General features: G+C 51.9%; 19 protein-coding genes and 1 other RNA gene. 9 read left to right on the top strand and 11 right to left on the bottom strand.

All coding sequences use genetic code 11. The features are described from left to right. Positions 1 to 8: 8 nt before the first annotated feature. The 3 genes from NGM62_RS05965 to NGM62_RS05955 all read right to left on the bottom strand — a co-directional run bounded on the left by NGM62_RS05965 (position 9) and on the right by NGM62_RS05955 (position 5905). Positions 9 to 1472, bottom strand: coding sequence for an efflux transporter outer membrane subunit (locus NGM62_RS05965; protein WP_262246587.1), 1464 nt, complete (start codon positions 1470 to 1472; stop codon positions 9 to 11). Then, a complete protein-coding gene (locus tag NGM62_RS05960) occupies positions 1472 to 4648 on the bottom strand; it encodes an efflux RND transporter permease subunit (protein WP_262246586.1) in 3177 nt (1058 codons plus the stop codon). Before NGM62_RS05960 ends, NGM62_RS05965 begins: the two co-directional genes overlap by 1 nt. An 81-nt stretch (positions 4649 to 4729) precedes the next feature. Then, positions 4730 to 5905, bottom strand: coding sequence for an efflux RND transporter periplasmic adaptor subunit (locus NGM62_RS05955; protein WP_262246585.1), 1176 nt, complete (start codon positions 5903 to 5905; stop codon positions 4730 to 4732). Positions 5906 to 6007: 102 nt separating this feature from the next. On the opposite strand from NGM62_RS05955, the gene NGM62_RS05950 reads away from it, so the two are divergent. The 6 genes from NGM62_RS05950 to dinB all read left to right on the top strand — a co-directional run bounded on the left by NGM62_RS05950 (position 6008) and on the right by dinB (position 15131). Next, positions 6008 to 6874, top strand: a complete 867-nt coding sequence (locus NGM62_RS05950) for an N-formylglutamate amidohydrolase (RefSeq protein WP_262246584.1) — start codon at positions 6008 to 6010, stop codon at positions 6872 to 6874. Next, the gene (locus NGM62_RS05945) at positions 6837 to 8717 is read left to right on the top strand and encodes a flavohemoglobin expression-modulating QEGLA motif protein (RefSeq protein ID WP_262246583.1); all 1881 of its coding nucleotides are present in this window, start codon (positions 6837 to 6839) and stop codon (positions 8715 to 8717) included. The genes NGM62_RS05950 and NGM62_RS05945 overlap by 38 nt, the downstream gene beginning before the upstream one ends. A gap of 1 nt (position 8718) precedes the next feature. Continuing rightward, positions 8719 to 9726, top strand: coding sequence for an ATP-grasp domain-containing protein (locus NGM62_RS05940; protein WP_262246582.1), 1008 nt, complete (start codon positions 8719 to 8721; stop codon positions 9724 to 9726). Positions 9727 to 9734: 8 nt separating this feature from the next. Beyond that, positions 9735 to 11225 carry a cardiolipin synthase gene (cls, locus tag NGM62_RS05935; protein WP_262246581.1) on the top strand — a complete coding sequence of 497 codons (1491 nt, stop codon included), beginning with the start codon at positions 9735 to 9737 and terminating at the stop codon, positions 11223 to 11225. Between the two features lie 95 nt (positions 11226 to 11320). Continuing rightward, on the top strand, positions 11321 to 14044 hold the full coding sequence (locus tag NGM62_RS05930) for a carboxypeptidase-like regulatory domain-containing protein (RefSeq protein WP_262246580.1): 2724 nt from the start codon (positions 11321 to 11323) through the stop codon (positions 14042 to 14044). Positions 14045 to 14066: 22 nt separating this feature from the next. After that, a complete protein-coding gene (gene dinB / locus NGM62_RS05925; protein ID WP_262246579.1) occupies positions 14067 to 15131 on the top strand; it encodes a DNA polymerase IV in 1065 nt (354 codons plus the stop codon). Here dinB and NGM62_RS05920 read toward each other — a convergent pair. Together NGM62_RS05920 and NGM62_RS05915 are read right to left on the bottom strand one after the other, a co-directional pair. Continuing rightward, a complete protein-coding gene (locus tag NGM62_RS05920) occupies positions 15113 to 16087 on the bottom strand; it encodes a YihY/virulence factor BrkB family protein (protein WP_262246578.1) in 975 nt (324 codons plus the stop codon). The genes dinB and NGM62_RS05920 overlap by 19 nt on opposite strands. A gap of 16 nt (positions 16088 to 16103) precedes the next feature. Continuing rightward, a complete protein-coding gene (locus NGM62_RS05915) occupies positions 16104 to 17867 on the bottom strand; it encodes an AMP-dependent synthetase/ligase (RefSeq protein ID WP_262246577.1) in 1764 nt (587 codons plus the stop codon). Positions 17868 to 18089: 222 nt separating this feature from the next. Between NGM62_RS05915 and NGM62_RS05910 the strand changes: the two genes are divergently transcribed. After that, positions 18090 to 18518: a hypothetical protein gene (locus NGM62_RS05910; protein ID WP_262246576.1), complete on the top strand. Its 429-nt coding sequence runs from the start codon at positions 18090 to 18092 to the stop codon at positions 18516 to 18518. A 311-nt stretch (positions 18519 to 18829) separates the two neighbouring features. Here the strand turns inward: NGM62_RS05910 and NGM62_RS05905 are convergent, their stop codons facing one another. From NGM62_RS05905 to ubiE, 4 genes are all read right to left on the bottom strand, one after another. Continuing rightward, positions 18830 to 20596 carry a M61 family metallopeptidase gene (locus tag NGM62_RS05905; RefSeq protein WP_262246575.1) on the bottom strand — a complete coding sequence of 589 codons (1767 nt, stop codon included), beginning with the start codon at positions 20594 to 20596 and terminating at the stop codon, positions 18830 to 18832. Between the two features lie 89 nt (positions 20597 to 20685). Continuing rightward, a complete protein-coding gene (locus NGM62_RS05900; RefSeq protein WP_262246574.1) occupies positions 20686 to 21450 on the bottom strand; it encodes an SDR family oxidoreductase in 765 nt (254 codons plus the stop codon). A 102-nt stretch (positions 21451 to 21552) separates the two neighbouring features. Then, on the bottom strand, positions 21553 to 22266 hold the full coding sequence (gene porT / locus NGM62_RS05895) for a type IX secretion/gliding motility protein PorT/SprT (protein ID WP_262246573.1): 714 nt from the start codon (positions 22264 to 22266) through the stop codon (positions 21553 to 21555). After that, positions 22266 to 23003 carry a bifunctional demethylmenaquinone methyltransferase/2-methoxy-6-polyprenyl-1,4-benzoquinol methylase UbiE gene (gene ubiE, locus NGM62_RS05890; RefSeq protein ID WP_262246572.1) on the bottom strand — a complete coding sequence of 246 codons (738 nt, stop codon included), beginning with the start codon at positions 23001 to 23003 and terminating at the stop codon, positions 22266 to 22268. The genes porT and ubiE overlap by 1 nt, the downstream gene beginning before the upstream one ends. Before the next feature lie 78 nt (positions 23004 to 23081). On the opposite strand from ubiE, the gene rnpB reads away from it, so the two are divergent. Together rnpB and NGM62_RS05880 are read left to right on the top strand one after the other, a co-directional pair. Beyond that, an RNA gene (gene rnpB / locus NGM62_RS05885) (RNase P RNA component class A) lies at positions 23082 to 23483 on the top strand. 89 nt (positions 23484 to 23572) lie between these two features. After that, positions 23573 to 24994 carry a sigma-54-dependent transcriptional regulator gene (locus NGM62_RS05880; RefSeq protein ID WP_262246571.1) on the top strand — a complete coding sequence of 474 codons (1422 nt, stop codon included), beginning with the start codon at positions 23573 to 23575 and terminating at the stop codon, positions 24992 to 24994. 5 nt (positions 24995 to 24999) lie between these two features. Here the strand turns inward: NGM62_RS05880 and NGM62_RS05875 are convergent, their stop codons facing one another. Together NGM62_RS05875 and NGM62_RS05870 are read right to left on the bottom strand one after the other, a co-directional pair. Further along, positions 25000 to 25182 (bottom strand): hypothetical protein, encoded by a 183-nt coding sequence (locus NGM62_RS05875; protein WP_262246570.1) that lies wholly within the window; start codon positions 25180 to 25182, stop codon positions 25000 to 25002. A 92-nt stretch (positions 25183 to 25274) separates the two neighbouring features. Then, the gene (locus NGM62_RS05870; RefSeq protein WP_262246569.1) at positions 25275 to 26459 is read right to left on the bottom strand and encodes a homoserine dehydrogenase; all 1185 of its coding nucleotides are present in this window, start codon (positions 26457 to 26459) and stop codon (positions 25275 to 25277) included. Positions 26460 to 26487 lie beyond the last annotated feature (28 nt).

The raw sequence follows: 26487 nt of genomic DNA, 5'->3' as shown, positions 1-26487 counted from the left end.
GTAGGATTCTACCGCCATCCGCCACCCAGCGCCTTATAAAGCGTTACCTTGGCGTTGAGTTGCTGTTGTTTCACACTGACCAGGTCCAACTCACTCTTGAGGGCATTACTCTGGGCCGTAATCACCTCGAGGTAGGTCGCCTCACCGGCTTTGAACAACAAGTTGGCATTTTTGACGCCAAGCTGAGCCGTGGCAACGCGTTGTTGCGCAATGGCGAGCTGCTCGTTGAGCTTATCGATCATCACCAAGGCATTGGTCACCTCGTGCACGGCGTCCATAACCACCTGCTGGAAGCCGATTTCGGCCTTGTCGCGTTCCAGTTTGGCCACCTCATGCTGCGTTTTGAGTCTCCTGCCGTTGAATATCGGTTGTGTAACACCGCTGATCAGTCCGCCAAATAGTGCTCCGGGTATGTTGAACCAGTTTTGTGGCAGCATGGCGTTGAGACCGCCTGACGCTTCGATGGTGAGCGTAGGGTATCGGTAGGCCTGGGCCACGCCCACCTCGGCGTTTGCCGCGCGCAGCGCAAGTTCTGCTTCGCGCACATCGGGCCGGTTGGCCAGCAGCTGCAGCGGCACCCCGCTATCGTAGGTCGCCTGCATGTGCCAGTCGGTGAGGGCCGACGATCGGTATATGCCATCGGGCATACGCCCCGTCAGGGCCATCAACGCATTTTCCTGGAGAGCAATCTGCTGTTCCAATTCGGGGATGAGCGCTGCCGCCACCAGCTTTTGCGACTCCGTCTGTTGGATGGCCAACGAGCTGACCTCCCCGGCGTCACGCTGCAGCTTCACGATCTGCAGGGTACTGTCGTTGAGCAGCAGGTTGCGCTGGGCTACTTCCAGCTGGGCGTCTAATGTGAGCAGGTTGTAGTACCCTTCGGCAATGGCTGCCACCAATCCGGTCTGTATCGCCTTTTGGACCTCGAACGTTTGTAGGTACTCTGCCAGGGCACTTTCTTTCTGGCGGCGCAGCTTCCCCCAGATGTCCAGCTCCCAGCTCATGCTCACAGAAGAAAAATACTGGGATTGGTACAGGTAGAGGTCGTCGGGCGGGGTGCCGCGGTCGCCGCGATCATACCAACCGGAAGAAGGCGACGAATAAAAGTCGCTGGACCGCCATTGATGGTTTGTGCCTGCGAGATCAGCTCCGACCTTCGGTAAAAAAGCAGCCCGCGATTGCCTCACATATTGGTTGGCGATGTCGATGTTTTTCAATGCTGTCCGCATATCGAAGTTATTGGTGATAGCGCTATCGATGAGCATGGTCAGCATGCTGTCGGTAAAAAAATCGGACCAGGGAATGTCGGCGATGTTTGCCGTATCAGCAGTACCATCGGTTACTGCGTCACCGCGGAATGTATCGGTGATACCCGTTTCGGGGCGTACATAGTCGCGCCCTACTTTGCATGACGATATCAGCAGCGAACAAACCACTGCAAATAGCCCGGTATGCCAGGTTATATACTTCATTATTCTTCTTCTTTCGTGGTCAACTTATTCTTAACGATCTCGTCCAAGTGTTTGAAAATAACGTACAGAACGGGGATGATGAAAATACCCAGTGTAACCCCGAAGAGCATTCCGCCCGCTGCACCGAAACTGATGGAATGGTTGCCCTGTGCCGATGGCCCCACCGTCCACATGAGGGGCACTAAGCCAGCAATGAAGGCCAGCGAGGTCATCAGGATAGGCCGTAAACGCATACGGGAACCTTCGAGGGCAGACTCCACGATGCTTAGGCCTGCATTACGCTGTTGTATGGCAAATTCCACAATGAGGATTGCGTTTTTTGCCAGCAGGCCGATGAGCATGATCAGCCCGACCTGAACGTAGATGTTGTTTTCCAATCCAACCAGATTGACAACGGCGTACACGCCAATCAGCCCTACCGGCACTGACAGCATGACCGCCAAGGGCAAGATATAGCTTTCGTATTGGGCAGCCAGGAGAAAATAGACAAAAATAATACTCAACGCGAAGATGAGGAACATCTCATTGCCCGATTGCCGCTCCTCCAAGCTCATCCCGGTCCATTCGTAGCTGTAGTTGCCGGGCAGATACGCCGTAGCCGTTTCTTCCATCGCCTGCATGGCCTCTCCCGTGCTATGCCCCTCGGCCGGGATGGCATTTATGGCGATAGCATTGTAAAGATTGTATCGGTTCACGATTTCTGGGCCCATCGCTTTCCGTAGTTTAATGATGGTATTGGCGGGTACCATTTCACCTTTGCTGTTGCGGACAAAAATCGAATTGAACGACTCGGGGTCGGTGCGGTAGTCGAAATCGGCTTGCATATACAACCGGTATTGCCGCCCGAAGCGGTTGAAATCACTCACGCGCACACGGCCATAATACCCTTGAATGGTGCGCATCATTTCGTTGATGCTTACCCCCAGCGCTTTGGCCTTAATGGGGTCTACCTCTAGGATATACTGGGGGAAATTCGCATTGAACGTGGTATATGCCGAAGCGATTTCCGGTCTTTTTTCCAATTCTGCGATAAACGTATCGGCCACGGCCCCGAAGTCCCACATGGACCCGCCCATACGGTCTTGCAGAACAAACTCAAGGCCAGAGAAGTCGCCGAACCCCTGGATGGTGGGCCGGGGGAAGACGCTGAATTTCGCGTCGGTAATTTGTTCCAGGTCGGCACGGATGGTATCCATAATGGCATTGATGTTACGGATTTCACCCCGCTCACCAGCGGGCTTCAGCTGGATGTAACCCACGGCGAAAGCCGAACTGGCACTGGCGTCTATTGCATTATAACCCGAAACGGTGGTCATGCCGGCAATAGCCTCCCGTTTTTCCAGAATGCTGTCGGCTTTTGCAAGTGCTTCTGTGGTACGTGCCAGTGATGCCCCAGGAGGCATAGACATGGAATACGTAACGAAACTGTCGTCTTCGGTGGGAATGAAACTCGTGGGGGTCCGGTTCATCAGCCATATACCGATAGCGGTCACCAACGAGAGTCCGCCAATGGCCACCCCTTTGCGGCCGATGAGGAACCGTATGGCACCAACGTATTTATGTGTCATGGTGTCGAAAGCCGTGTTGAAGGCACCGAATAGCCGCGAGAGGAAGTTGCGGCCCTTCTTGCCTGCTGCCGGATGGTTGTCTACCGTGGCTTCCAGCCCATCGCCCTCCGGCTTCTTCAGCAATAGGGCGCATAGGGCAGGGGTGAGTGTCAGCGCATTCAGGGCCGAAATCAGGATGGCCGTTGCAAGTGTGTAGGCAAATTGCTGGAAGAATACGCCCGATGGCCCGGTCATAAAGCCCACCGGGAAGAATACCGCCGCCATCACCAGCGTGATGGAAACGATGGCACCGGTAATTTCGCTCATGGTGGCATGTGTCGCTTTGCGGGGCCCCAGATTCGTGGTATGCATTTTCTGGTGTACGGCCTCAACCACCACAATGGCGTCGTCTACCACGATACCGATGGCCAGTACTAGCGCGAACATGGTCAATACGTTGATTGAAAATCCGAATAGTTGCAGGAAAAAAAACGTACCGATGAGGGATACGGGGATGGCAATGGCCGGTATCAACGTGGAGCGGAAGTTCTGCAGGAAGATGAACACGATGATGAATACCAGGATAACCGCTTCGAAGATGGTGTGTTTTACTTGGTTTATGGATTCATCGATTTGGTCGCGTACGCTATAGGATATTTCGTAGTGCACGTAATCGGGAAAGTCTTTTGCGAGGCGCTCCAGTACGTCACGGATGTGGATATCGATCTCCCGTGCGTTGGACCCGCTTGTTTGCAGGATATTGAGCGTGAGCCCGGGGTATCCGTTTACTTTGTTGTCGCTGCCGAGGTTGGTGGCCCCGAGTTCGGTGCGGGCAATGTCTTTGAGATATAGCACGGAGCCGTCGGGGTTGGTTTTGATGACAATCTGTTCAAACTCCTCGGGCAGCGTGAACCGGCCTTTATGTCGGAGGATGGTTTCAAAGGCCTCGTTTGAGGTTTCGCCGAATTTACCCGGCGCAATCTCGAAGTTCTGGTCGCGTATTGCGCTACGGACGTCTTGGGGCACCAGCCCATATGCGGCCATCTTTTCCGGATTGAGCCATGTGCGTATGGAATAGTCGCGGGCACCCACACGGCGTACCTCGCCCACGCCATCCACACGCGATAGCTCACGCATGAGGTTGATCTGGGCGTATGCTTGGAGGAATGTTTCGTCGTATAGCGTATCGGGGTGATCGCTGAATATGTCGATGGTCATGATGATGCCACTTTGCCGTGGCTCTACCGTGATGCCCGATTCGATAACCTCGGCAGGGATGTTGGCATTGGCTTTCGATACCCGTGTCTGGACGTTTACCGATGCTTGGTCGGGATTGGTCCCCGTCTTGAAAAACACGTTGATTTTGCCCGACCCCGAATTGGTGGCAGATGACCGGATGTAGGTCATGTTGGGGACACCGTTGATGGCCTCTTCGATGGGGAGGAGCACGGCGGCGGCCACGGTTTCGGCATTGGCACCGGGATATGATGTCGAAACTGTTACGCTTGGTGGTGCGATTTCGGGAAAACGGGTGATGGGCAACTGCCACATGGATACCAGCCCGAGAATAACAAGCAGCGTGGAGACTACGGTAGCCAATACTGGCCTATTGATGAATGTTTTGAGCATTGCAATCGTTCTAAAAGGATGGCACGTGGCAAACAGCTGTTGCGTGGTGCCATGAAGTTCAATGGATTGTAGCGGAAGTACTTATTCGGCTGTCGCAGCAACGGGGACGTTCAGGGGCCTGATTTCCATTCCATCAGATAGTTTGTCGACTCCCGAAAGGACAATCCGGTCGCCTATGCTCACCCCGCTTGCCACGATATAGCGGTTCCCGCTTTTGCCTGTTACTTCGATGGCCTGCTTTTTTACCGTATTGTCGGGAGTGAGGGTGTAAACGAAAACCTTGTCTTGCAAATCGGTGGTGGCTACCTGGGGTACGGTAAGTACGCCGGGCTGGCGTTCCTCCATTTTTAAGGTGCCGGTGTTTCCCGACCGGAGTGCATTGTCCGGATTGGGGAACGTGGCACGGAGGCTGATGGACCCCGTTGTCCGGTTCACCTGGCCGTTGATGGCGTCTACCACACCCTGTTCGGCATAGATAGACCCATCTGCCATCACCAATGATACATTGGGTATGAGCTGGGTCGTGTCGGTCGATTGCTTGGTTGAGTCTTGTTTACCATATTTCTTGCGGAAGTAAAGGAAATCAGACTCACTCATGGCGAAATAAACGTATATCTCGCTGATGTCGGAGAGCTCGGTGAGTGGATCGCTTTTGCTAACCAGATTGCCGATACGTTTGGGTATGCGGCCGATAAACCCGCTCACCGGGGCCTTGATGGTAGTGAATTCGAGATTGATGCGGGCACTGGCCACTGCGGCGGACGCTTGGTCGAGCGAGGCTTTGGCCACATCGTAATCGGATTTCGCCGTACGCAACCGAACTTCGGATATCACGTCATTCTCAACCAGCGGTTTCAGCCGTTCCACTTCCAATTTAGCATTCTCCAGTTTGGCCTTCTCCACATTTTCGTTAGCCAATGCGTTGTTCAATTGTTCTTGGTAAGGCTGTGGACTGATCTTGAAAAGTTTTTGGCCCTCGCTTACGAATGCTCCTTCATCTACATATATCTCTTCCAGAATGCCCTCAACCTGTGGACGTATTTCTACATTGACCTTGCCTTCGATGGTGCCCAAATAATCTTTTACGGTTACAGCTGTTGTGGTATCGATGGCCTGCACAGGAAGTGCGATAGCATTGTTTTCGCCGTCGGCCGTTTTGGACGAACCAGTGGAACAGCTGAAGATGGCCAGTAGTAAAATAGCTATTAAAATTATGGCTATGAGAGTTTTAGCGTTAAATCTGATGGATGTGTTCATGTTCTATTATTTTGTTGTTCCAGTATCGACTTGTTACCTGTTGTTATTGTCCGGCTATCGTTTTGTTTGTGATAGCCCCGTGCCTGATAAATTTCAGATTGTATGCCAAAAGTCCGGCAACGGCCCTTCGCAAACATTTCCACACGTCCCACTGTTATTGATTTCGACATGGAGTTGGTATATCATGTACATAAGGCACACAGCCCCATCATTGGGACGGCCATCCACGACGGGCACCTGATTGCAACGCCCTTGCTAAGCTATATGCATCTGCAAGAACACGAGCGGTTCCGTGAGGAAGACCCCTATACGGCCTATATGGCAGGAGTATCCGCGAGCCGCATCCTGGTGGAAACCTCACGGTTTCAGGTGGATTTGAACCGCAGGCGGGAGGAAGCGATATACCGGAGGCCAGCAGATGCGTGGGGGTTGTCCGTGTGGGAGCCGATGCTGCCGGAGGTAATCATAAACCAGCTGCTGGCTGACTACGACCGTTTTTATGCGGATGTGGGGCAATTGCTTCAATGGACGATAGCCCGGTTTGGCAAGTTCGTCGTACTGGATATACACAGTTACAACCATCGGCGCGAAACGCCACTGGCAGTGGCCAGCATTGGTGAAAACCCGGAGGTCAATATAGGTACCGGACATAACCACGAAAAGTGGAAATGGCTGGGCCAACAGCTCACGCGCTTCCTGGCCCATCACCAGATCGACGGCATGTTTATCGATGTAAGGGAGAATGTCAAATTCAAAGGCGGCGGTTTTTCGGAATGGATCAATCGCAACTATGGCGAATATGGGTGTGTGTTGTCATTGGAGTTCAAAAAGACGTTCATGGACGAGTGGACGGGCCGGGTAAACATCGGGCACCTCAACAAACTGAAGTCAATCCTCGGAGGTTGCATACCGTTCTTGTGGGATAAGCTTGATGATTTCGTTAAACCTGTTTATCCGTATGGCCGCTGATACCAAAAAACATATCAGTCGCATCCGCTCCATGTTGAAGACAGGCAAGCCTCTTCATATGGTGTTGCCCTGTGGGGGGGCGCTCCATATCGACCGCGCGGTTCCCTACCTCTTGGTATACCGGGTGCCACCGGATGGCGAAGATGAGTTTACATCCACGTTAGGGAAAACCGAATCGGCCTACCTCGTAGCACCAGACACGGCCGGATGCCCCGTTACGCCGATTGTACGTGAAATAGCCACTACATTGGCTGATAAATTCGGCGCGTTCATGCTGCTGGAAGTATGGCTATCCGAGGAGGCCGGATCGCCGACTTTCACCGTCCACGTCGGCCAGAAAAGCGCATTGGAAGTGGCCGAGAAGCTCCGCTCGGAACTGCAGGAGATAAACCTTAAGCAGCTGCCGGGTGTCGATGTGGGGTTGGTCAAAGGGAAGCAGTTGCCCGCACCGCCTTACTATGGCCAGCTTTTCGGCGCAGAAGAGGCGCGCAAGAGCGAGATAATCGTTATCGGGCTGGCTATTGCTCCGGTTTATATCAACGAACAGACGGGTGCGCCATACCCGATATTTATCAGGGACTTACGTGAAAGTTTCGGAAAGGCACTCCGGAAAAGCTTCTTTGAGTTCGTACGGATAAAAACGTCGTATAGTGCTGCACATTTCCAAATGCTGGGCACAACTGAATTGCAGGAGGGCGTGTGGGATATCGACGAAAAATTGGCCGAATACAGCAACCTGTTTGACTTCCTGCTGCTGGTGACGCCCATCAACACGCAGGATGCCTGGCATCGCTTTCAGAAAAGTAAATATAGCAGCAACCCGGTGTTCCACTACCGGCCGATGCCGATAGATCCGGAACTCATCAAGCGTAAACTGTATAACCTCCCGATAGAGGATATTTCGGACCCTACCATAGCTTATCTTTTCCGTGATAAACGGAAAGAGGTAGACCGGATGCTCAACATGCTGAGCGATCGTGAGAAGCCTGATTTTGTATACAGCAGCCAACAGCTTTTCGGCAACATCGAAGAGGAGCTGCTGGAGACTGCCCAAGCGATATTGGTGGCCTCTGCACAGCCGGGCCAACCCGCCGGCGAGGCGGAGATGATAGACGCCGATGCATTTGCCGAAATGGCAAAGATAGAATTGGATTACCTGAAACAGCAATACGAACCGGTGTCTACGGCAGTGCGCGTGCGCGATGATGTGGAAGGCATCATGGTGTCGCGTGGCACGCTCAATATCAGCAGCCGCTACCGCATATCTAGGAAACGTGCCTTCGCGCTGCTCCAGCATGAGGTCGGAACCCATGTGGCTACCTACTATAACGGAAAGGCGCAGCCGTTCCGGCTTTTTTATGTGGGGGTGCCGGGTTATGAGCAGCTCCAAGAAGGGCTGGCCGTGCTCAGCGAATACATCACCGGGGGGCTCACCAACCTGCGCATGCGGACATTGGCGGCCCGGGTCATCGTTGTGCACCATATGCTGGCGGGCAACTCCTTTGCCAATACGTTCGAAATGCTCGTGGACAAATACGCATTCGAGCATGAGGCTGCCTTTCATATCGCTATGCGTGTGTACCGCGGCGGGGGGCTCACCAAAGATGCGGTGTATCTTAAAGGACTGCTGAATGTTATCGAATACGTCAGGCAAGGCAAGGACATTGCGCAGCTGCTGGTGGGGAAAATCCGGCAAGACTATTTGCCAATCATTGAAGAACTCATGCATCGGCAATTGCTGAAGCCATCCCCCTTGCGGCCGCGGTTTCTGGAAAAACCTTATATCGATAACATCGATGAAATCAAAAGCGGGGGGAGCGTATTTAAAATGATCGGAGGGTAAAATGACCATCACATTCGTTGTCAATCAGGTACGTAAGGAGGCCGCGGGGTACACGACCACGGCGCTGGCATACGAAGCGCACAAGCGCGGCCACACCGTTTATTACGCCGGTGTAGGAGACTTGGTATACCTGCCGAACGGCAGCGTGGGCGCACACTGCCGCCAAGTACCCGATCGGGAGTTCCGCTCGCTGAATACTTTCCTGGAGGCCGTCGTTGCTGAAGAGAAAATATTGAAAAGTGCAAAAAAATGGGATGTGCTGTGGTTGCGGAACGACCCCGCCGCCGATATGGAAAACCGGCCATGGGCCCAGGACGCAGGCGTCCTGTTCGGCCAACTGGCCAGCCAGCAGGGGGTGCTGGTGCTCAATAACCCGACCGGCCTGATAAAGGCCTCAAATAAGATGTACCTCCAGTATTTTCCGGAGTCCGTGCGCCCGTTATCCCTAATTACCCGGAATATGGACGATGTGGAGGCATTCTACCGCGACCAGCACCACCGGATCATCCTGAAACCCCTCAAAGGATCCGGCGGCAAAAATGTCTTCCTGGTAGATAAGAAGGACAACAAAAACCGCAAGCAGATTGTCGAGGCGATATGCCGCGATGGGTTCGTGATCGCACAGGAATACCTTCCGGCAGCAAAAAAGGGCGATATACGTCTTTTTTTGATGGATGGCGAGCCCATTATGATAGCCGGTAAGGTAGCAGCAATCCAGCGCGTGCAGCAGGCCGGTGAAATCAGGAGCAACATCCACCAGGGGGCAAAAGCGAAGCGGGTTTCCATGAACAAGGAGATGCGGGCGATTGCGGATACCGTGGGTCCGCTGCTGCGCGAAGACGGAATGTTTTTGGTAGGCTTAGACATAGTAGGTAATAAGTTAATGGAAATCAATGTGTTCAGTCCCGGTGGGCTTATCCACGCCAGCGAGTTCCATGGGGTAGACTTCATGGCAGCGGTTATCGCTGCAATCGAGAAAAAGACAGCGGATATTGTCCGAAATGTTTAGATTTGGGGATGTCCGTACTGGCTAATACCACGATTGAGATACTCCGTGATGTAGGGGCCTTTTTGTACCAATGGTATTGGGTCCCGCTTTTATTGGTATATGTAGGTGTTATCGCAACCATCCTCATCGAAAACCGTAATCCGGCAAAGACCATCGCATGGATTTTAGTAATCGTTTTCCTGCCCGTTATCGGGATTGTAGTCTATTATCTTTTTGGCCAGAAATTTCAGAAAGTGAAGGTTTTCCAAGTACAGGACCGGGAGAAACACACCCGTTTGTTGCGGTTTTGGGATCAGCTTGGCCCCCTGACGGACGACTATCTCCGTGTTTTGAAACAATCCATTGGTCAGTTGAGCCGGGTGTTCACCTTCTTGAAAAGACAACGGGTGGCATTACCGACGTTGCATAACGAGGTGAAACTGCTGATCAATGGTGAGGAAAAATTCCCGGCATTGATTGAAGCTATCGAATCGGCAAAGCACCACATCCATTTGGAGTATTATATCTTCGACACCGATAATATCGGCAATCAGATCATCGGACTGCTTGCAAAAAAAGCATCAGCCGGTGTTACCGTCCGGGTTATCGTGGACGACTTCGGGTCGCCGAAACTCAACCGGCATCGCGGCCGCTTAGCGGCGGCAGGTATTGAGTTTGTCGCTTTCCTGCCCGTGAGGTTCACATCGCTGGCCAATAGCAATTACCGTAATCACCGCAAAATTGCCATTATCGATGGCCGCACGGCATTTGTGGGCGGCATCAACATCAGCGACAGGTACATCAACGACGGGCAGCAGGAGTTGTTCTGGCGGGATACAGCTGTGCGGATCCAGGGTGGTGCCGTGAATGTGTTGCAGGCCCAGTTCTGGATAAATTGGCACCTGGGGAAAGGGGCGTCTTTCGACCTTCGGGATGGCTATTTCTACACCACCCCGATAAAGCCCACAGGTAGTGCAGCGGTAAGTTTCGCTTTTTGCGATCCCGGCTCGGTATCACCGTTCAACATGGAAGCGTTACTGATCGGCATTGCCGAGGCAGAAGAGTACATTCAGCTATGCACCCCCTATTTTATCCCGAGCGACGAGCTGAGCACGGCACTCCAGCTTGCTGCCGGTTCGGGTGTCAGGGTGGAGCTGATGTTGCCGGCCCGGTCGGACTCATTTTTTGTGCAGCATGCTTCCTTCTCGTTCCTGAAGCCGCTGCTGGCCCGTGGAGTGTCCGTATACCTGTATGAAAAAGGATTCCTGCACGCAAAAACTGCCTGCATCGACGGCAAGCTCGCCTATATAGGTACGGTAAATCTTGACATCCGCAGCTTCTACATCAACTTCGAAGTCAGTTCCATCATCCACGATGATGTACTTTGTGGTGAGTTGAGTAGCCAATTTGAGCTTGATAAGTTGGATAGCACGCACCTCACGATGGATAAGTGGCTCAAACGGCCCAAACTGAAACGGGGCATGGATTCAGTGTGCCGCCTGCTTGCCCCACTGCTTTGACCCGTCCGGCGCAAATGTTAAAATTGACCGGCCGTTTGGCATAAGCGCGTGAAAAAAGATATCTTAGCGGCTTATTGATTCTAAACATGATGGGAATGATCCGTACCATAAAGCTATTGTGCTGTGCACTTTTTATCTGTTGCCAATCCATCCATTTGCATGCGCAACAAGACAGTATCAGTATCAATACTGTTGTCGAGAAAACACAGAAACTGCTGGAAGCGTATCCCATTGAAAAGGTACATATACATTTTGATAAGCCTTACTACTCCGTGGGCGACACCATGTGGTTTAAGGTTTACCTGACCAGCAATATGTACAACTACGAATTGAGTAAAGTGGCATACGTGGAAGTAATGAACGGTAAGGACTCACTGATGCAGACTATGCGGATTCCGCTCACAGACCATGCGGGCGATGGCCATCTGGTGCTCGACCAGGAGTGGTATACCCAAGGGAATTACCGGTTCAGGGCCTATACCAAATGGATGGTCAATTTCGACCCGGCTTATTTCTTCAATAAAATTATCCCCATAGGCGATGTGCTCAATAATAACTTGCATTATACTGTTTCGTTCAACGATGTGAGCAACGGTAAGAATGCGCGTACCCAGGCCGTAATCCAATTCAAGGACCGGGAAGGGAAGCCATTGGGAGACCGCAAATTGACCTGGGCTGCCGTTGCGGGGTGGGAGCCTATAGACGATGGGAAAGGAAAGACCGATGCAGTGGGCAACGTCGTTATCAACATCAACGGGAAAGACCGTGATTTACTCCGCAAGGGCAACCTCCACGTTTCATTGGAATCTGTAGGAAGTGGCGACCCCATGCTTGGCAGCTTTCCGTTGCGTAGTGCCCTATGGGATGCAGATGTGCAATTTTTCCCGGAGGGTGGCGACCTCCTAGCCGGTGTAGCTAAGAAGGTGGCGTTTAAAGCAGTGGGAAATGATGGGCGGGGGCTTTCTGTAACCGGAAGTATTGTAGACCAGGGCGGGAATGAGGTTGCTAAGATAGGCGACTCGCATTTCGGGATGGGTTATTTCATGCTCACTCCCGAAGCAGGCAATAGTTACATGGCGAAACTGAGTTTTGAAAACGGCCAGAGCCGCGAGTATCCGCTGCCGGCAGTAGCAGGCCAGGGCATCAATGTCACGGTACTCAAGTCGGACACCGCCCAATTGCAGCTGGCAATCGTGGCGGACAACCGCTATTTTAACTCGAATAAGGGAAAAGCATTTTACTTGATAGCCCAGTCAAACGGAATCCTCTGCTATGCGGCGCAGGCCCTGTTACGCAATGAAGCTATATTGGTGAATTTGCCCAAAGACCGCTTCCCAACGGGCATTGCGCAGCTCACGTTGTTCAGCTCGTCGGGAAAACCACTCAGCGAAAGGCTGGTTTTCGTGGAGAATATCGAGCCGTTGGATATTACCGTGACGAGCAACAAAAATGAATATGCCGCCAAAGAACTGGTCAACCTGGGGCTCGCCGTAGCCAACAATGGTACGCCTACTGTTGGGAATTACTCCATATCGGTGGTCGACGAAACGAAGGTGCCTTTCGACGGGAATCACGAAACGACGATTCTGAGTAACCTGCTGCTTACGTCAGACCTCAAGGGCTATGTGGAAGCCCCCAATTACTACTTTACCGATCCGGATGACGAAAAACGGGATGCGCTGGATGCACTGCTGCTTACCCAGGGCTACCGCCGATTTTCATACAGCGATGTGCTGGCCGATAATTATCCGCCCGTGCATTTCTTTCCCGAACAGGGTATCGAGATATCCGGTATCCTTCGCCTCAATAACGGGAAGCCGGTGGTCAACGGCGGCTTGCTGCTGTCTATCCCCGATAGGAGCTTCAGGACCGATGTGTATACCGACGAAAGGGGGCACTTTGTGTTCAAAGACCTGCAATTCACAGACTCATCGCGCGTAACGATCAATGCACGCGGGAATGACAATTACCGGAATATGGTCATCAATGTGGATCCCTCACAATTCCCGGGTATCGATACCTCCGCTTACCGGGCCAACGATGTGCTGAATATCGACGAGCGGCTGGCCTCGTACCTCGACAATAGCCGCAACGAATACCGTACTTCGGTGTTGCTGGAAGAGGTGGAAGTTACGGCCACGGTGCGTCCGACGATGTCGCACAAGGACTATCCGGCAATTTCGGGATTGGGTATGGCCGACCACCAGCTGAGCGGCGACCGCCTGAAAGGGTGCAATAACCTCATCATGTGCCTGCAAACGGCCCTTACGGGCATCACCTACGATGCGCAGAGCCAACTTTTCTATATTACCCGCGATTACAATTCGGGAGGGCGCATCCCTGTGCAGTTTTTTGTGAATGGCATGGCGATGGATGTACCCGGACTGAACGGTGTGATGCCGTCTGATGTGGAAGGCATCGAGATCTTCCTCCGTGACGAGCTTGGAACCGTGAGCCGCATGTACCAGAATAACGGCGTGGTATCTATCTACACGAAGAAAGTTGAAAAAGCACCGCGTATGTCGCTCAGCGAGATAGAAAGCCTGTTGCCGAAAAGCAATATCATCGATTTGACTCCGTTGGGCTACGTGAAAGAACGTAAGTTTTACGTGCCGAAATACGACACACCGGAGCGGCGTGCGGTGAACGATATCCGCACAACCGTTTACTGGAACCCCGATGTGAAGACGGGCGAAGACGGCCGGGTGCAGCTCGACTATTACAATTCCGATGGTAAGGGGAGCTACCGGGTAGTGGTAGAAGGTGTTGATATGCATGGCAACATCGGGCGGGCAGTATACCGGTATACGGTAAACTGATGTAAAATAGGGGATTAATGACATGCGGAAGATCATCCATATCGATATGGATGCGTTTTATGCGTCGGTAGAGCAGCGGGATTTTCCGGAATACCGGGGTAAACCGCTCGTGGTTGGCGGTCCTCCCACGAGCCGTGGGGTGGTAGCAACGGCCAGTTACGAAGCCCGCGGTTTCGGCATACATTCTGCCATGCCATCCAGCAGGGCCATCAGACTTTGTCCCCATGCCTTGTTCGTTCCCCCCAGATTTGATGTGTATAAAGCTGTTTCCGCGCAGATACGTGCGGTTTTCAGGCGCTATACCGACCTGATCGAACCGCTATCGCTCGATGAAGCATACTTGGATGTAACCACCGATAAACAGGGGATCGGATCTGCTATCGAAATTGCCAAGCGTATCAAATCCGATATCCGCAGCGAGCTCTTGCTTACGGCATCGGCCGGTGTCTCTATCAATAAGTTTGTGGCAAAGATAGCCTCTGACATAGACAAGCCGGATGGCCTTACGTTCATCGGGCCGTCGCGCGTGGAGCGGTTCATGGAGCAGCTCCCCGTCGAGAAATTTTTTGGTGTCGGTAAGGTCACCGCCGCCAAAATGCGGAAGCTGCAATTATTCACCGGGGCAGACCTCAAACGGATGCCCGAAGCGGAGCTGGTGCGGTTGTTTGGCAAGAGCGGCCGTTTCTATTACCGTATCGTACGGGGTATAGACGACCGTGTCGTGCAACCTAACCGCGAGCTGAAATCCGTAGCGGTGGAAGACACGTTCTCCACAGACCTGGTGAGCTTAGACACGATGGAGGAAGAACTGGGCAAAATAACGGCTAAGCTCATAAACCGGCTGAAGAACCGCAACCTGAAAGGGCGTACGTTTACGCTGAAAGTCCGGTTCGCTGATTTCAGGCTGGTCACCCGCAGTCACACATTGTCTCATTACACCGATGAATTTGAAGATGTGATGGAGCTGGCATGCCGCTCGCTCCGTGCCGTAACAGCGGGAGACCCCATGCCGATACGGCTATTAGGGGTTTCAGCCAGTAATTTCGACCGAGTTAAGCTTGCATCGGCTCAGCTTTCGCTCTTTTGACCATCGGGTATACGGATGGGCTCACCCTCCACCTCCTGTTCGGTGACCACAACTTTCACCGCATAAGACGACGGCCAGACGCCTTTGCCGTATTTCAGTGCATAGACCTTGGTAAACTCAGCCCCGAAATAGAGGATGGCAGCCGAGTAATAGACCCATAGGAGCATGACGATGATGGCACCTGCGGCGCCATAGGCGGAGGCGGGAGCGGAAAATTGCATATAGAGCGCAATGAGGTACCGGCCCAGCATGAACAGCGCGGCGGTAAACAATGCGCCGCCAACCACGTCGCGGAAACGCATCCGCGCATCGGGAAGGAAATGGAAAATGAACGCGAAGAGGGCAGTAATCACAACGAAGGTGAGCCCCACATTGATCCATTGCACAACGAAGACGGATATGTCCGGGAAATAGGCGGTAATCTGCGAGCTCAAGGCCACCACGATACCATTGGCGATCAGCGATACGATGAGCAGGAAGCCCAGACCGAGTACCATCGAGAGGGATAAGGCGCGGTCGAGCAGTAACTTCAACCATCCTTTTTTGGGTTTGGGTCTGACCCCCCAGATCCGATTGAGCGAGTCCTGGATTTCGATGAAGATGGTGGTCGATCCGATGACCAACGTACCAATGCCAATGGCAATTCCCAGCCCGGATTTGTTTGATACGCTGATGTTTTGGATGATCTGCTGTATCTGTGCTGCCGTTTCCGGACCGAATATGTTTGCAAATTCGTCGAAAACCTCCGTTTGGGCATCTTGGGGTCCGGAGAGCAACTCACCATAGAAAAACCCCACCAGCCAGATAACAATGAGCAGTAGGGGGGCGATGGAGAAAATGGTGTAGTAAGCGAGCGATGCACTCATCTTCATTGCCTTGTCTTTGGCGAATTCGGAGGCGCTATCGCTAAGTAGTTTGAAGATGTCCTTATAAAATTCTGCGCGTAAAAATCTCATAGCGGCAGCTTTGCGTTCAGTTTTCTTCGTAGATGCCGTTTATGGCTTCTTCATGCCGCTTCAATATCACCTTGCGCTTCAAGCTGAGCTTCGGTGTGAGCTCACCGGCATCGATGGTCCATTGGTTGGGCAGCAGGACGAATTTCTTCACCTTTTCCCATTGTCCGAACCCTTGGTTCAGCTGGTCGATTTCCCGTTGGTATTTCTCAATGACGGCCGGGTTCTTTACGGCTTCCTCGTTCGAGCCGAAGGGAATCCCCTTGATCCCACACCATTGTTCCAATACATCGAAAGCGGGCACAATAAGCGCGGCGGGGAATCTGCGGTTTTCGCCGACGACCATCACCTGGGCGATCATGGTTGACTCCATGAATTTGTTTTCCAGCACTTGGGGTGCCACGTATTTGCCACCGGCGGTTTTAAACATTTCTTTCTTACGGTCCGTTACGCGCAAGAAACCCTCGGCATCCAGGTCGCCGATATCGCCCGTGTGTAAATAGCCCTCGTTATCGATCACTTCGGCGGTAGCGGCCTCGTTCTTGTAGTAGCTTTCGAAGATGCTGGGGCCTTTACACAATATTTCGCCGTCGTCGGCAATTTTTACATCCACACTCTTAAGCACTTTCCCCACCGTTCCGAATTTCACGCCATCCTTTTCCAGCGTATTCACGGCGATTACCGGCGAGGTTTCTGTGAGGCCGTAACCCTCCATCACGGGTATGCCGGCCGCCCAGAATACACGCGCCAAGCGGGGTTGGAGTGCGGCACCACCCGAAACAATCAGCTTGATATTGCCGCCAAGTGCTTCCTGCCATTTCTTGAACACCAACTTGCGGGCAATACCCAGCCGGAACTCAAACCAACCGCTGTTTTTGCCCGGTTCTTTGTTGTTGAGCCCCAGGTTGAGCGCCCAGAAAAAAATCTGCTTTTTCACTCCGGTGAGCGCTTTGCCTTTCAATACAATTTTGTCATAGACTTTCTCCAAAACACGGGGCACGGTGGTAAACCCATCCGGCTTCACATCATTGATGTCTGCCACGATAGTATCCAGACTCTCCGCATAATGCACTTCCACACCTTTGGCGAAATACAGGTACACTACCATGCGCTCAAAAATATGGCATAGTGGCAGGAAGCTCAGCGCCTTCTTGAAGTAGCTGGGCAGTAGTTCGAAGCAATCATATACATTCGTCAACACATTTTTATGGGAGAGGCACACGCCCTTGGGTTTGCCGGTTGTGCCGGATGTGTAAATCAGGGTTAGCAAGTCGTCTTCTACCACGGCGTCACGGTAAGGTGCCAAATCGATATCTAGTTGTTTGCCTTCATCCACCAGTGTTTGCCACGAAGGCTTGGCATCTACGGTGTCGAAGGTATAGATGGGGATGTCCAAGTTGTTTTCTGCCAGTGCTTCGGCTATCTTTTCGTAAAGCTCGGTATCGCTGAGCAAGATAATTTTGACTTCGGCGTCGCTGATAATGAAAGATAGGTCTTGTTTGGAAAGCGTGGGGTAGAGGGGCACAACCGCCGCCCCTAGCTGGTTGATGGCGAAGTCGCAGAAGTTCCATTCGGGCCGGTTGTGCGACATGAGTGCTATTTTGTCACCTTTACGGACCCCCTTTGCTACCAGCCCCTTACTGAGGTTGTCTACGATAGACAGAAAATCGTCTGTCGAGTAATTCGTCCATTTACCGGTTGCCTTCCCTGCAACCATGACCGGCTTGGCGTAATGTTTTTTGTAATATGTGAGTATATCAAAAATACGGGTGGATCTTTCCATAACCATTTATCTGATCGGTTTATACTATCGCCGGAAATCCATGCCAGCGCATCTAAAGTTAATAACAATTTCAAGGAAATCATAGTTTTCGAAAAAATAGCTCCCGTCCCCCGGTATCGGATAGCATATTGGCATCTGTTTTGTGCAGGTAGTGGCATGGAAATAAAACGATCGGCCTTATTCGTTGCGGTTATATTTTTTGGAATTATTAGCCATCCCGTTATGGCACAGGAGGGAAGCGATTATACCCGGGCGATAGGGGGGCGGTTTGGTGTTGCAAACGGGATTACCTATAAGCACTTTCTCAACGAGAGCCACGCCATCGACGGGATTCTGAATTTCCAGGGCAACCGGAATTTTACCATTTTTAAGTTGCTCGGGCTGTACGAAATCCACCAGCCTGTGAATTTTATCGATGTGGAAGGGTTGCGTTGGTATTACGGTTTTGGTGGTGGACTGGGACATTACCGCTATAAAGACACCGATTCGAGTGGCTTAGCCTGGAGTTTTGACGGTGTGGTAGGGGCCGATTACAAAATCCCCGAAGCACCCATCAACCTGTCATTGGACTGGAAACCTACAATGGAACTGACGCCCGAGTCGGGGGTGCGGTTCGACGGAATCGGCCTATCGATACGGTTCGTGTTTTAATGGTCAATGGTTAATGGTCAATGGTTAATGGTCAATGGTTAATGGTCAATGGTTAATGGTCAATGGTTAATGGTCAATGGTTAATGGTCAATGGTTAATGGTTAATGGTTAATGGTTAATGGTCAATGGTCAATGGTCAATGGTCAATGGTTAATGGTCAATGGTTAATGCCTTTTAGCCGAACGGTAATACTTGACCACTAACAACCAACAATTGACAATTAACAACCAACAATTAACAACTAACAACTAACAACTAACAATTAACAATTAACAATTAACAATTAACAATTAACAATTAACAATTAACAATTAATTTAACGAAAGCCAGATTTTTCCCAGTTCAATTTGTTCCGCTGACGCGTTTTGTAGCGGCATGATGCGGAATGACCCTTTGGTATCCTTTGCCAGGGTGATTTCCAGCTCCCGGATTTTCCCGTCACGCGCTAACAGTACGTTGAGCACGTCACCTACACTTGCGGTTTGCATCAGGCGGTTCAGCTCGCGGCCGTTGGCGTCCAGTCGCTCGCCATCGATGGCGAGGATTTCATCCCTCACATTTATCCCGCCGTCCCACGCACCGGTGCCACGTGTTACGCTGGTCACCACTATGCGGCCGTCGTTTACCGAAGTGTTGAAGCCAAGTTCCGGCAGCTCCAGCCCTTGGTTGTTATCGACCAACTCATAACCGACTGCATTGAGGTAACTATTGTAATCCAACGGGCCCACGGCGCGCGCCGCATCGAAGATGTCTGCTACGGAAGTGCCTGCGGTCTGCTCGACCAGTGCCCGGAACTCCTGTTCTTCGAAACCGCGTTTTCCCGATACATAGAACTGCTCGTATGCTGCTTTTAAAACGTCATCCAGTCGTTTTTCGCCCCGTGTGGCGGCGAGAATTTTGACGTCGAGCAACATAGCCAGCAAGGCTCCTTTATTATAATACGATACGCTCGTATTGACGGAGTTCTCGTCGGGCCGGTATTGCTTGATCCAAGCATCGAAGCTGGCCTGTGCTGCCGACTGGATTTGGCTGCCTGGGCGGTTCTCGACCGCGTTGATGTCGCTGGTGAGTGCCTGCAAATAACTGCCTTCGCTCAGGAAACCACATCGGCGGAGCAATAGGTTGTCGTAGTAGGCTGTGAAACCTTCCATAATCCAAAGTGCGGAGGTATAGTTTTCCGCGTCGTAGTTAAACGGGCCGAGCTCCATGGGGCGTAGGCGCTTCACGTGCCATAAGTGGAAGTACTCGTGTGCCACCAAGCCGAGGAATCCCACGTAGGAGCGTTCGCTTTGGTAGCCGTTCCTGCTCGCGCCCAATACGGTAGAGTTAAGGTGTTCCAGTCCGCCGCCGCCCGACTGGTAATTGTGCACAATGAATACGTACCGCTTATTCGGGTTAACACCGAAGATAGCGGTCGCCTCCTCCACAATGGCAGCGCAATCAGCCGTCAGCCGTGCTTTGTCATAATTGCCACCCCCCACCATGGCAATTTCATGGTGCACACCAGCGGCTTCGAAGGTAAATACATCCTGGTTACCCACTTCGATAGGCGAGTCAAACAGGATGTCGAAGTCGGCGGCATGGAAGGTATTCGGTTTGCCGGCTACTGATTCCAATCCGGTGGATATTGTAGACCAATTGGCATGTGGGATGACCGTTACCTCGGCCGGAAGGTTTAGCATGCCGTCGACATACATGAAGGTGGCGGCGGGCGAAAGGAAGGCATGGCTGTCGTCGATGAAGTTGGTCCGCACGGAAACCTCAAACCCATAGATGCGGTAACTGAACGTCACTTTTTCTGCCTTTTTCGAGTGGATGCGCCACGTGTTCTTAGCTGTTTTTTGCACGGTGAGGTGTGTGCCGGCAGCGTCACACGCTTCCACGCTTTCAACGTGCCTGGCATATTCGCGTATCAGGTACGAACCCGGCGTCCATACCGGCATCTTCACATCGATATAGTCGTTGCGGAAATCTGAGATTTCCATTTTGATCTCAGCGTAGTGGGCCTGAGGCTCCTTGAACGATACTTCGAAGTGGATGGATGGCACGGCGAATGCAGCGGTGGTGATGGTAGTCATAAGGACGAGCAAATTTAGTTGGATTCTTCTCATGGTGGTGCAAAATAGGGAAAAAATACCCACTTTAATTGAAAACGAAATAAAGGTCGCTATTCACGTATTGCGATGGTTGCGCTAGCCTGCATGGTGGGCATGATGACCATGTCGTTAATGTTGACATGCCCGGGGCGAGAGGTTACAAACCAGACGGCTTCGGCGATATCTTCGGCTATAAGCGGCTCGATACGGTCGTATACCGCTGCAGCACGTTCCCTGTCGCCTTTGAAGCGCACTTCCGAAAACTCGGTTTCCACCATGCCGGGATGGATGGCCGTCACTTTGATGTGCTTGGTTAGCAGATCGATCCGCATCCCTTTGGTAAGTGCATCCACGGCATGCTTGGTGGCACAGTACACATTGCCGTTTGGGTATACCTCCTTACCGGCGATAGAGCCGATGTTGATGATGTGGCCCTGTTTCCGTGCAGCCATGCCCGGTGCCACGGCACGGGTAACATACAGCAAGCCCTTGATGTTGGTGTCAATCATCCGGTCCCAGTCGCCGATATCGCTCGTATGTATCGGGTCGAGTCCCTGGCTCAGGCCGGCGTTATTTACCAACACGTCTATCTGTTTCCATTGCTCAGGAATGTTGTTGAACGCATCAAATACCTCGTCTGCATTCCGGACGTCGAGCGCCAGCAAATGGGTTTGTATGCCGTACGCCGCCGTAAGTTCTGCCGATAGTGCTTCCAGGCGATCGATGCGTCGTGCCGCCAATAACAAATCGTAACCCTCACGGGCGAATACCCGCGCGCAAGCTTCGCCGATACCGGCACTTGCTCCTGTGATGAATGCTGTTTTATTTTTAGACATGAGATGTGAGATATTAGACACTAGATATTAGATATTAGACACTAGACATTAGATGTGAGATATGAGATATGAGATATGAGATATGAGACCTCCATCATCACCTCACTCAAAATACAGACTCACCTGGAAGCTCCGCATGTAGAGCCGTTGTATGGGGGAGTCGTTGACATTAAATGTGTTTTTAGGATCGTCATCCAGCATATTACCGATACTTTGCACCCAACGGATTTCGGGCGACATTTTGAAATACTCGAAATAGATGTCGAAACCGATGCCTGCGGTGTAAGCGAGGTAACTCCGGGTTGTCATGATATCCTTGCTGCGATCGTATCTTTTCGCAGAGGAGGCGTTGAAAGCTAATTCCCCACCGCCGATGAGGTAACCCCGCATGTTTGTTTTCCGGTCGGACTTGAACTTCAATAACAAAGGGATGCCGATGTCAGAGCGATGTATGTTAGAATGATCTTTATTTACAAGATTTCCGCCATTAAACATCTTCACATGGATATTCATAAATCTCAAGTTAGGTTGCAGCCGGAGGTTGAGGTTCTCCGTCAGTTTTGCATCGGCAAGCAATCCGAGACCAACATTATGGGAAAAAGGCGACGTGACCTGCGTATACCCCAGTTCCCGCCAATTTTCCTTCAAGTCAAACTTATAGTCCGCATTGATGTAGTGGAAGCTGAAACCGAAATGCAGGGGCTCGTCGTCTACGCCGCCGCCCCACCGCTGGTAGCGCAGTTGGCCATGCGTGGCCATGGCAATGGACAAGAAAACCGCCAAGCAGCAACCGATATGCAGGCACCGCCACCCCATTATTTCGTTCCGATATAGATGGTGCAGATGCCGAATGTCTGCGGACGAGCCACTGCCCCGTGGAAGCCCGCACGTTGGAGGATGTCGGTGAACCGCGCCCCATCGGGGAACTGTGCAACGGACTCGGGCAGGTAGCTGTATGCCCGGTGGTCTTTCGAAAACACCTTCCCGATGAGCGGCGTGATGTGGTTGAAATAAAAACGGTAAAGCTGTTTCACCGGGAAACCTTTGGGGTTCGAGAACTCAAGGATAACCGCCTTGCCGCCGGGCTTGAGCACCCGGTGGATATCGGTGAGGCCCTTTTCCAGGTTTTCGAAGTTGCGCACGCCAAAGGCAACCGTCACCGCGTCGAATGTGCTGTCTGCGAAAGGCAGGTTCTCCGAGTCTGCCAGCACCACTTCAAACTGGTCGCTCAGACCCTTCTTGGTGATCTTCTCGCGTGCAATGGCCAGCATCCCCGACGAGATGTCTACGCCGATCACTTTCTTAGGCTGGAGGATCCTGATGGCCTCCAGCGCAAAATCACCTGTACCCGTAGCCACGTCAAGCAGTCGTTGCGGCTTGCTCGCTTTCAACAATCGGATCGCTTTTTTGCGCCAAATGATATCGATACCCAACGACATGAAATGGTTGAGGAAATCATAGGTGCCCGAAATATTATTGAACATGTCGGCAACCTGCTGCTTTTTGTCTGCATCGGTATCGTTGTAGGGCTTTACTGTTTGCGGAGTTGTCATGGTAGACAAAGATACGGTTTTACGACGTACGTGCGCCACGTGCTTCAAACTTAATAACTTATTATGTACCTTTGCGCGAGGCAAACCTGCTCTATCGCTCTTCTGCCACGGTGGGAGGGAGGAAAGTCCGGACAACGCAGAGCACCCCGCTTCCTAACGGGAAGGGTCATGCCGAGAGGTGTGATACGGAAAGTGCCACAGAAAATATACCGCCACGCCAGCGGCGCGGTAAGGGTGAAAACGTGGGGTAAGAGCCCACGGCTTTGCATGGCGACATGCACCGCGGTAAACCCCGGGGGTTGAAAGGTCAAATAGGTTGCGGATGGGGGGCGGCTCGTTCCCATTCCGCCCACGCCGGGAGGCGTGACGGAGACCGCAACGGGTAGACCGCTTGAGCCTACCAGTGATGGTGGGCCCAGATAAATGATAGAGGCTCCGATGATCGGGGTACAGAATCCGGCTTATAGGGTTTGCCTTTTTTAGGTATTAGATTTGAGATATGAGATGTGAGATATGAGATGTGAGATGTGAGATTTGAGACACCCGCTCACAAGTTCAAAACGGTATACATGACGAAAATATTAATCATCGACGATGAACGGGCTATCCGGAGTACATTGCGCGAAATTCTTGAATACGAGGATTATAAGGTTGTTGACGCCGATAATGGTGCCGATGGGTTAGCCATCATCAAAAAGGAAAACATCGGTCTGGTGCTTTGCGATATCAAGATGAGCAAAATGGATGGCATGGAGGTGCTTACCGAAGCGCTGGCCATTAAGCCGGATTTACCGTTTATCATGATATCGGGGCACGGTACCATAGAAACCGCAGTCGAGGCCAGTAAGAAAGGTGCCTACGACTTCATTTCCAAACCGCCCGACCTGAATCGGCTGCTGATCACGGTCAGGAATGCATTGGAGCGTGGTACGCTGGTAACGGAAACCAAGGTGTTGAAGCGTAAGGTCAGTAAAACGCGTGATATCCTTGGCGATTCGGAAGCAATCCAACGTATCAAGGAGACAATCGATCGGGTAGCACCCACCGATGCGCGCGTGCTGATAACCGGTGCAAACGGTAGTGGGAAGGAGCTGGTAGCCCGCTGGCTGCACGAGAAATCAGCGCGGGCCGACGCACCCCTGATTGAGGTGAATTGTGCTGCTATACCATCCGAATTGATTGAAAGTGAGCTTTTTGGACACGAAAAGGGTTCGTTCACGTCGGCCATAAAACAGCGGATTGGGAAGTTTGAACAGGCCGACAACGGCACGCTTTTCCTCGATGAGATCGGCGATATGAGCCTCTCGGCACAGGCCAAGGTGCTCCGGGCGCTGCAGGAAAATAAGGTGACCCGCGTAGGCGGTGAAAAGGAAATCAACGTAAATGTGCGGGTGATTGCGGCGACCAACAAGGATCTGCTGAAAGAGATCGATGCCGGCAACTTCCGTATGGACCTTTACCATCGGCTGAGTGTAATCATCATCCACGTTCCCCCTTTGGTGGAACGGACGGATGATATCCCGGTATTGGCAAAACATTTCTGTGAAGAGGTTTGCGGCGAATACAATATGCCGGTTAAGAAAATCACCGACGATGCCATGGAAGCCTTGAAAACGCTACCGTGGACAGGCAATATCCGGGAGCTGCGCAATATGGTCGAACGATTGATTATCCTAAGCGATAAGTCGATTACCGACCGGGATGTAAGGGCGTTTGCCAACCCTGCCAGTACAACCGCCGTCGCCGAAGGCCCGGATCCAGGCGTTACTACGGTGGTCAGGGAGTTCGTCGCCCCCGAGATGGCCCCGGTCGTGGACTATGATGAATTTTCGTCGTTCCAGGACTTTAAAGATTACACCGAGAGGGAATTCATCAAATATAAATTGGAGAAAAACGGTTGGAACGTATCGAAGACCGCGGACGAAATCGATATCCAACGTAGCCATCTGTATAGCAAAATCGAAAAGTTCGGGCTGAAGAGAGAAGCGTAGCCCATTCACTCATTGAATTTGCGGTGTTGCTTCCTGATGAGGACCACCACGATGGCAATCAATACGATTACAGCGAATCCAATGTAACCATAAGCCCGTCCGGTGTTTTCCACAGCTGTGGTATCATGTTGCTGAACAACCGCCGGGACACCGAATAATGAAATAAAGAGCGTAACGATGCTCTGCATGACATAGTTTTTTGACGTGTTATAATTTCTACAATATACAAATTAAAACACACAAACTGAAATACGTTGCAGAGGCAGCGTGGAGGCCGTGCTTATTGTTCGATTTCGGCTATAAATCCGCCATCGCGGCTTATCTCTTCTTTGTTTTCTAAAATATGCCTCAAATTGATTCTACCGATGACATATTTGAAATCCTGCGCGTAGTACCGCTCACTGATTGATGTGAATCGCAGTTTTTCCACCACCTGCTCATCCTCATAGCGGAGGTATACCGATATCTCCCAATCGGTGGTGTACTGCAGCCCACCGGCGTCGATATGCTTTTTGTATTCATAACGGTACCCGTAGCGCAGCGCCGCGATGTCGGAAAGAACGGCCGACCCGGTAGGATGGCCACCGGCGCCTTTGCCATAGAAAAACTGTTCATCGGCGAATGCGGCTTTGACCAATACGCCGTTATATTCGTTTTCCACATTATAAAGGATGTTGTCGCGCGTAACCAATTTGGGTAGTACATATAAGATAACGGCGTTATCACTGATTTCCCGGGCAGTGGGCACCAGTTTTATCCGGTAATTCTTCTCGTTAGCAAACCGGATATCTGCAGCCTGCAGCTTATCGATACCGATATTGAGTATGGCATCGGGCGCAATGTAAAGTCCGTATGCGTGCGAAGCAACGATGGCTAGCTTGAACTTGGGGTCGAAACCGCCCACGTCGAGTGTCGGGTCCGTCTCGGCGAAGCCGAGGTCCTGCGCCTGCTGCAATGCGGTATCATAGGCCAAGTTCTCGTTGAATATCTTGGAGAGGATGTAGTTAGACGAGCCATTGAAAATGCCGGAGATGGAGTGCAGCAGTTCGTTGTCGTAGTACTCTTCCAGATTCCGGATGATCGGGATGCTTCCACATACCGCACCCTCATACAGGAGGCTGGTGCCGTATTGATTTTGTATCGCTACCAGTTGCTCAAGGTTCGTGGCAATCATTTTCTTGTTTGCCGATACCACGTTCTTGCCGGAGCGTAGGGCACGCGCCACAATGTCGAAGGCCGCGTCCGCATCATCGATCAGCTCCACGACGGTATTTATTTCCGGGTCGTCCAGTACGGCACCCGCATCGGTAGTGAACAACGCAGCCGGTAAGCTCCGTTCCTTTTCAGGATGTTTGATAACGAATTTCTTGATGGCCAGATTGAGGTGTTTGGTGCTGATGATATCATAGAGTCCTTGGCCTACCACGCCGAATCCAAAAATGCCCAAGGTCAGTTTGTTGTCCATGCTTTGCTATTGATGTTGTTTTGCTTTT

Source organism: Parapedobacter soli, from assembly GCF_025460835.1.
In the GTDB taxonomy this organism is placed as follows: Bacteria; Bacteroidota; Bacteroidia; order Sphingobacteriales; family Sphingobacteriaceae; genus Parapedobacter; species Parapedobacter soli.
This window is presented reverse-complemented; position numbering and strand designations above follow the sequence as displayed.

Excerpts from the sequence above, each read along its gene's own strand:
- NGM62_RS05960 (WP_262246586.1), bottom strand. The coding sequence starts at position 4,648 with ATGCTCAAAACATTCATCAATAGGCCAGTATTGGCTACCGTAGTCTCC.
- NGM62_RS05875 (WP_262246570.1), bottom strand. The coding sequence starts at position 25,182 with ATGCAGAGCATCGTTACGCTCTTTATTTCATTATTCGGTGTCCCGGCG.
- NGM62_RS05950 (WP_262246584.1), top strand. The coding sequence starts at position 6,008 with ATGCCAAAAGTCCGGCAACGGCCCTTCGCAAACATTTCCACACGTCCC.
- NGM62_RS05930 (WP_262246580.1), top strand. The coding sequence starts at position 11,321 with ATGATCCGTACCATAAAGCTATTGTGCTGTGCACTTTTTATCTGTTGC.
- NGM62_RS05910 (WP_262246576.1), top strand. The coding sequence starts at position 18,090 with ATGGCACAGGAGGGAAGCGATTATACCCGGGCGATAGGGGGGCGGTTT.
- NGM62_RS05940 (WP_262246582.1), top strand. The coding sequence starts at position 8,719 with ATGACCATCACATTCGTTGTCAATCAGGTACGTAAGGAGGCCGCGGGG.
- dinB (WP_262246579.1), top strand. The coding sequence starts at position 14,067 with ATGCGGAAGATCATCCATATCGATATGGATGCGTTTTATGCGTCGGTA.
- NGM62_RS05900 (WP_262246574.1), bottom strand. The coding sequence starts at position 21,450 with ATGTCTAAAAATAAAACAGCATTCATCACAGGAGCAAGTGCCGGTATC.
- NGM62_RS05965 (WP_262246587.1), bottom strand. The coding sequence starts at position 1,472 with ATGAAGTATATAACCTGGCATACCGGGCTATTTGCAGTGGTTTGTTCG.
- NGM62_RS05870 (WP_262246569.1), bottom strand. The coding sequence starts at position 26,459 with ATGGACAACAAACTGACCTTGGGCATTTTTGGATTCGGCGTGGTAGGC.
- NGM62_RS05920 (WP_262246578.1), bottom strand. The coding sequence starts at position 16,087 with ATGAGATTTTTACGCGCAGAATTTTATAAGGACATCTTCAAACTACTT.
- NGM62_RS05905 (WP_262246575.1), bottom strand. The coding sequence starts at position 20,596 with ATGACTACCATCACCACCGCTGCATTCGCCGTGCCATCCATCCACTTC.
- cls (WP_262246581.1), top strand. The coding sequence starts at position 9,735 with ATGTCCGTACTGGCTAATACCACGATTGAGATACTCCGTGATGTAGGG.
- NGM62_RS05880 (WP_262246571.1), top strand. The coding sequence starts at position 23,573 with ATGACGAAAATATTAATCATCGACGATGAACGGGCTATCCGGAGTACA.
- NGM62_RS05945 (WP_262246583.1), top strand. The coding sequence starts at position 6,837 with ATGATTTCGTTAAACCTGTTTATCCGTATGGCCGCTGATACCAAAAAA.
- NGM62_RS05955 (WP_262246585.1), bottom strand. The coding sequence starts at position 5,905 with ATGAACACATCCATCAGATTTAACGCTAAAACTCTCATAGCCATAATT.
- NGM62_RS05915 (WP_262246577.1), bottom strand. The coding sequence starts at position 17,867 with ATGGAAAGATCCACCCGTATTTTTGATATACTCACATATTACAAAAAA.
- porT (WP_262246573.1), bottom strand. The coding sequence starts at position 22,266 with ATGGGGTGGCGGTGCCTGCATATCGGTTGCTGCTTGGCGGTTTTCTTG.
- ubiE (WP_262246572.1), bottom strand. The coding sequence starts at position 23,003 with ATGACAACTCCGCAAACAGTAAAGCCCTACAACGATACCGATGCAGAC.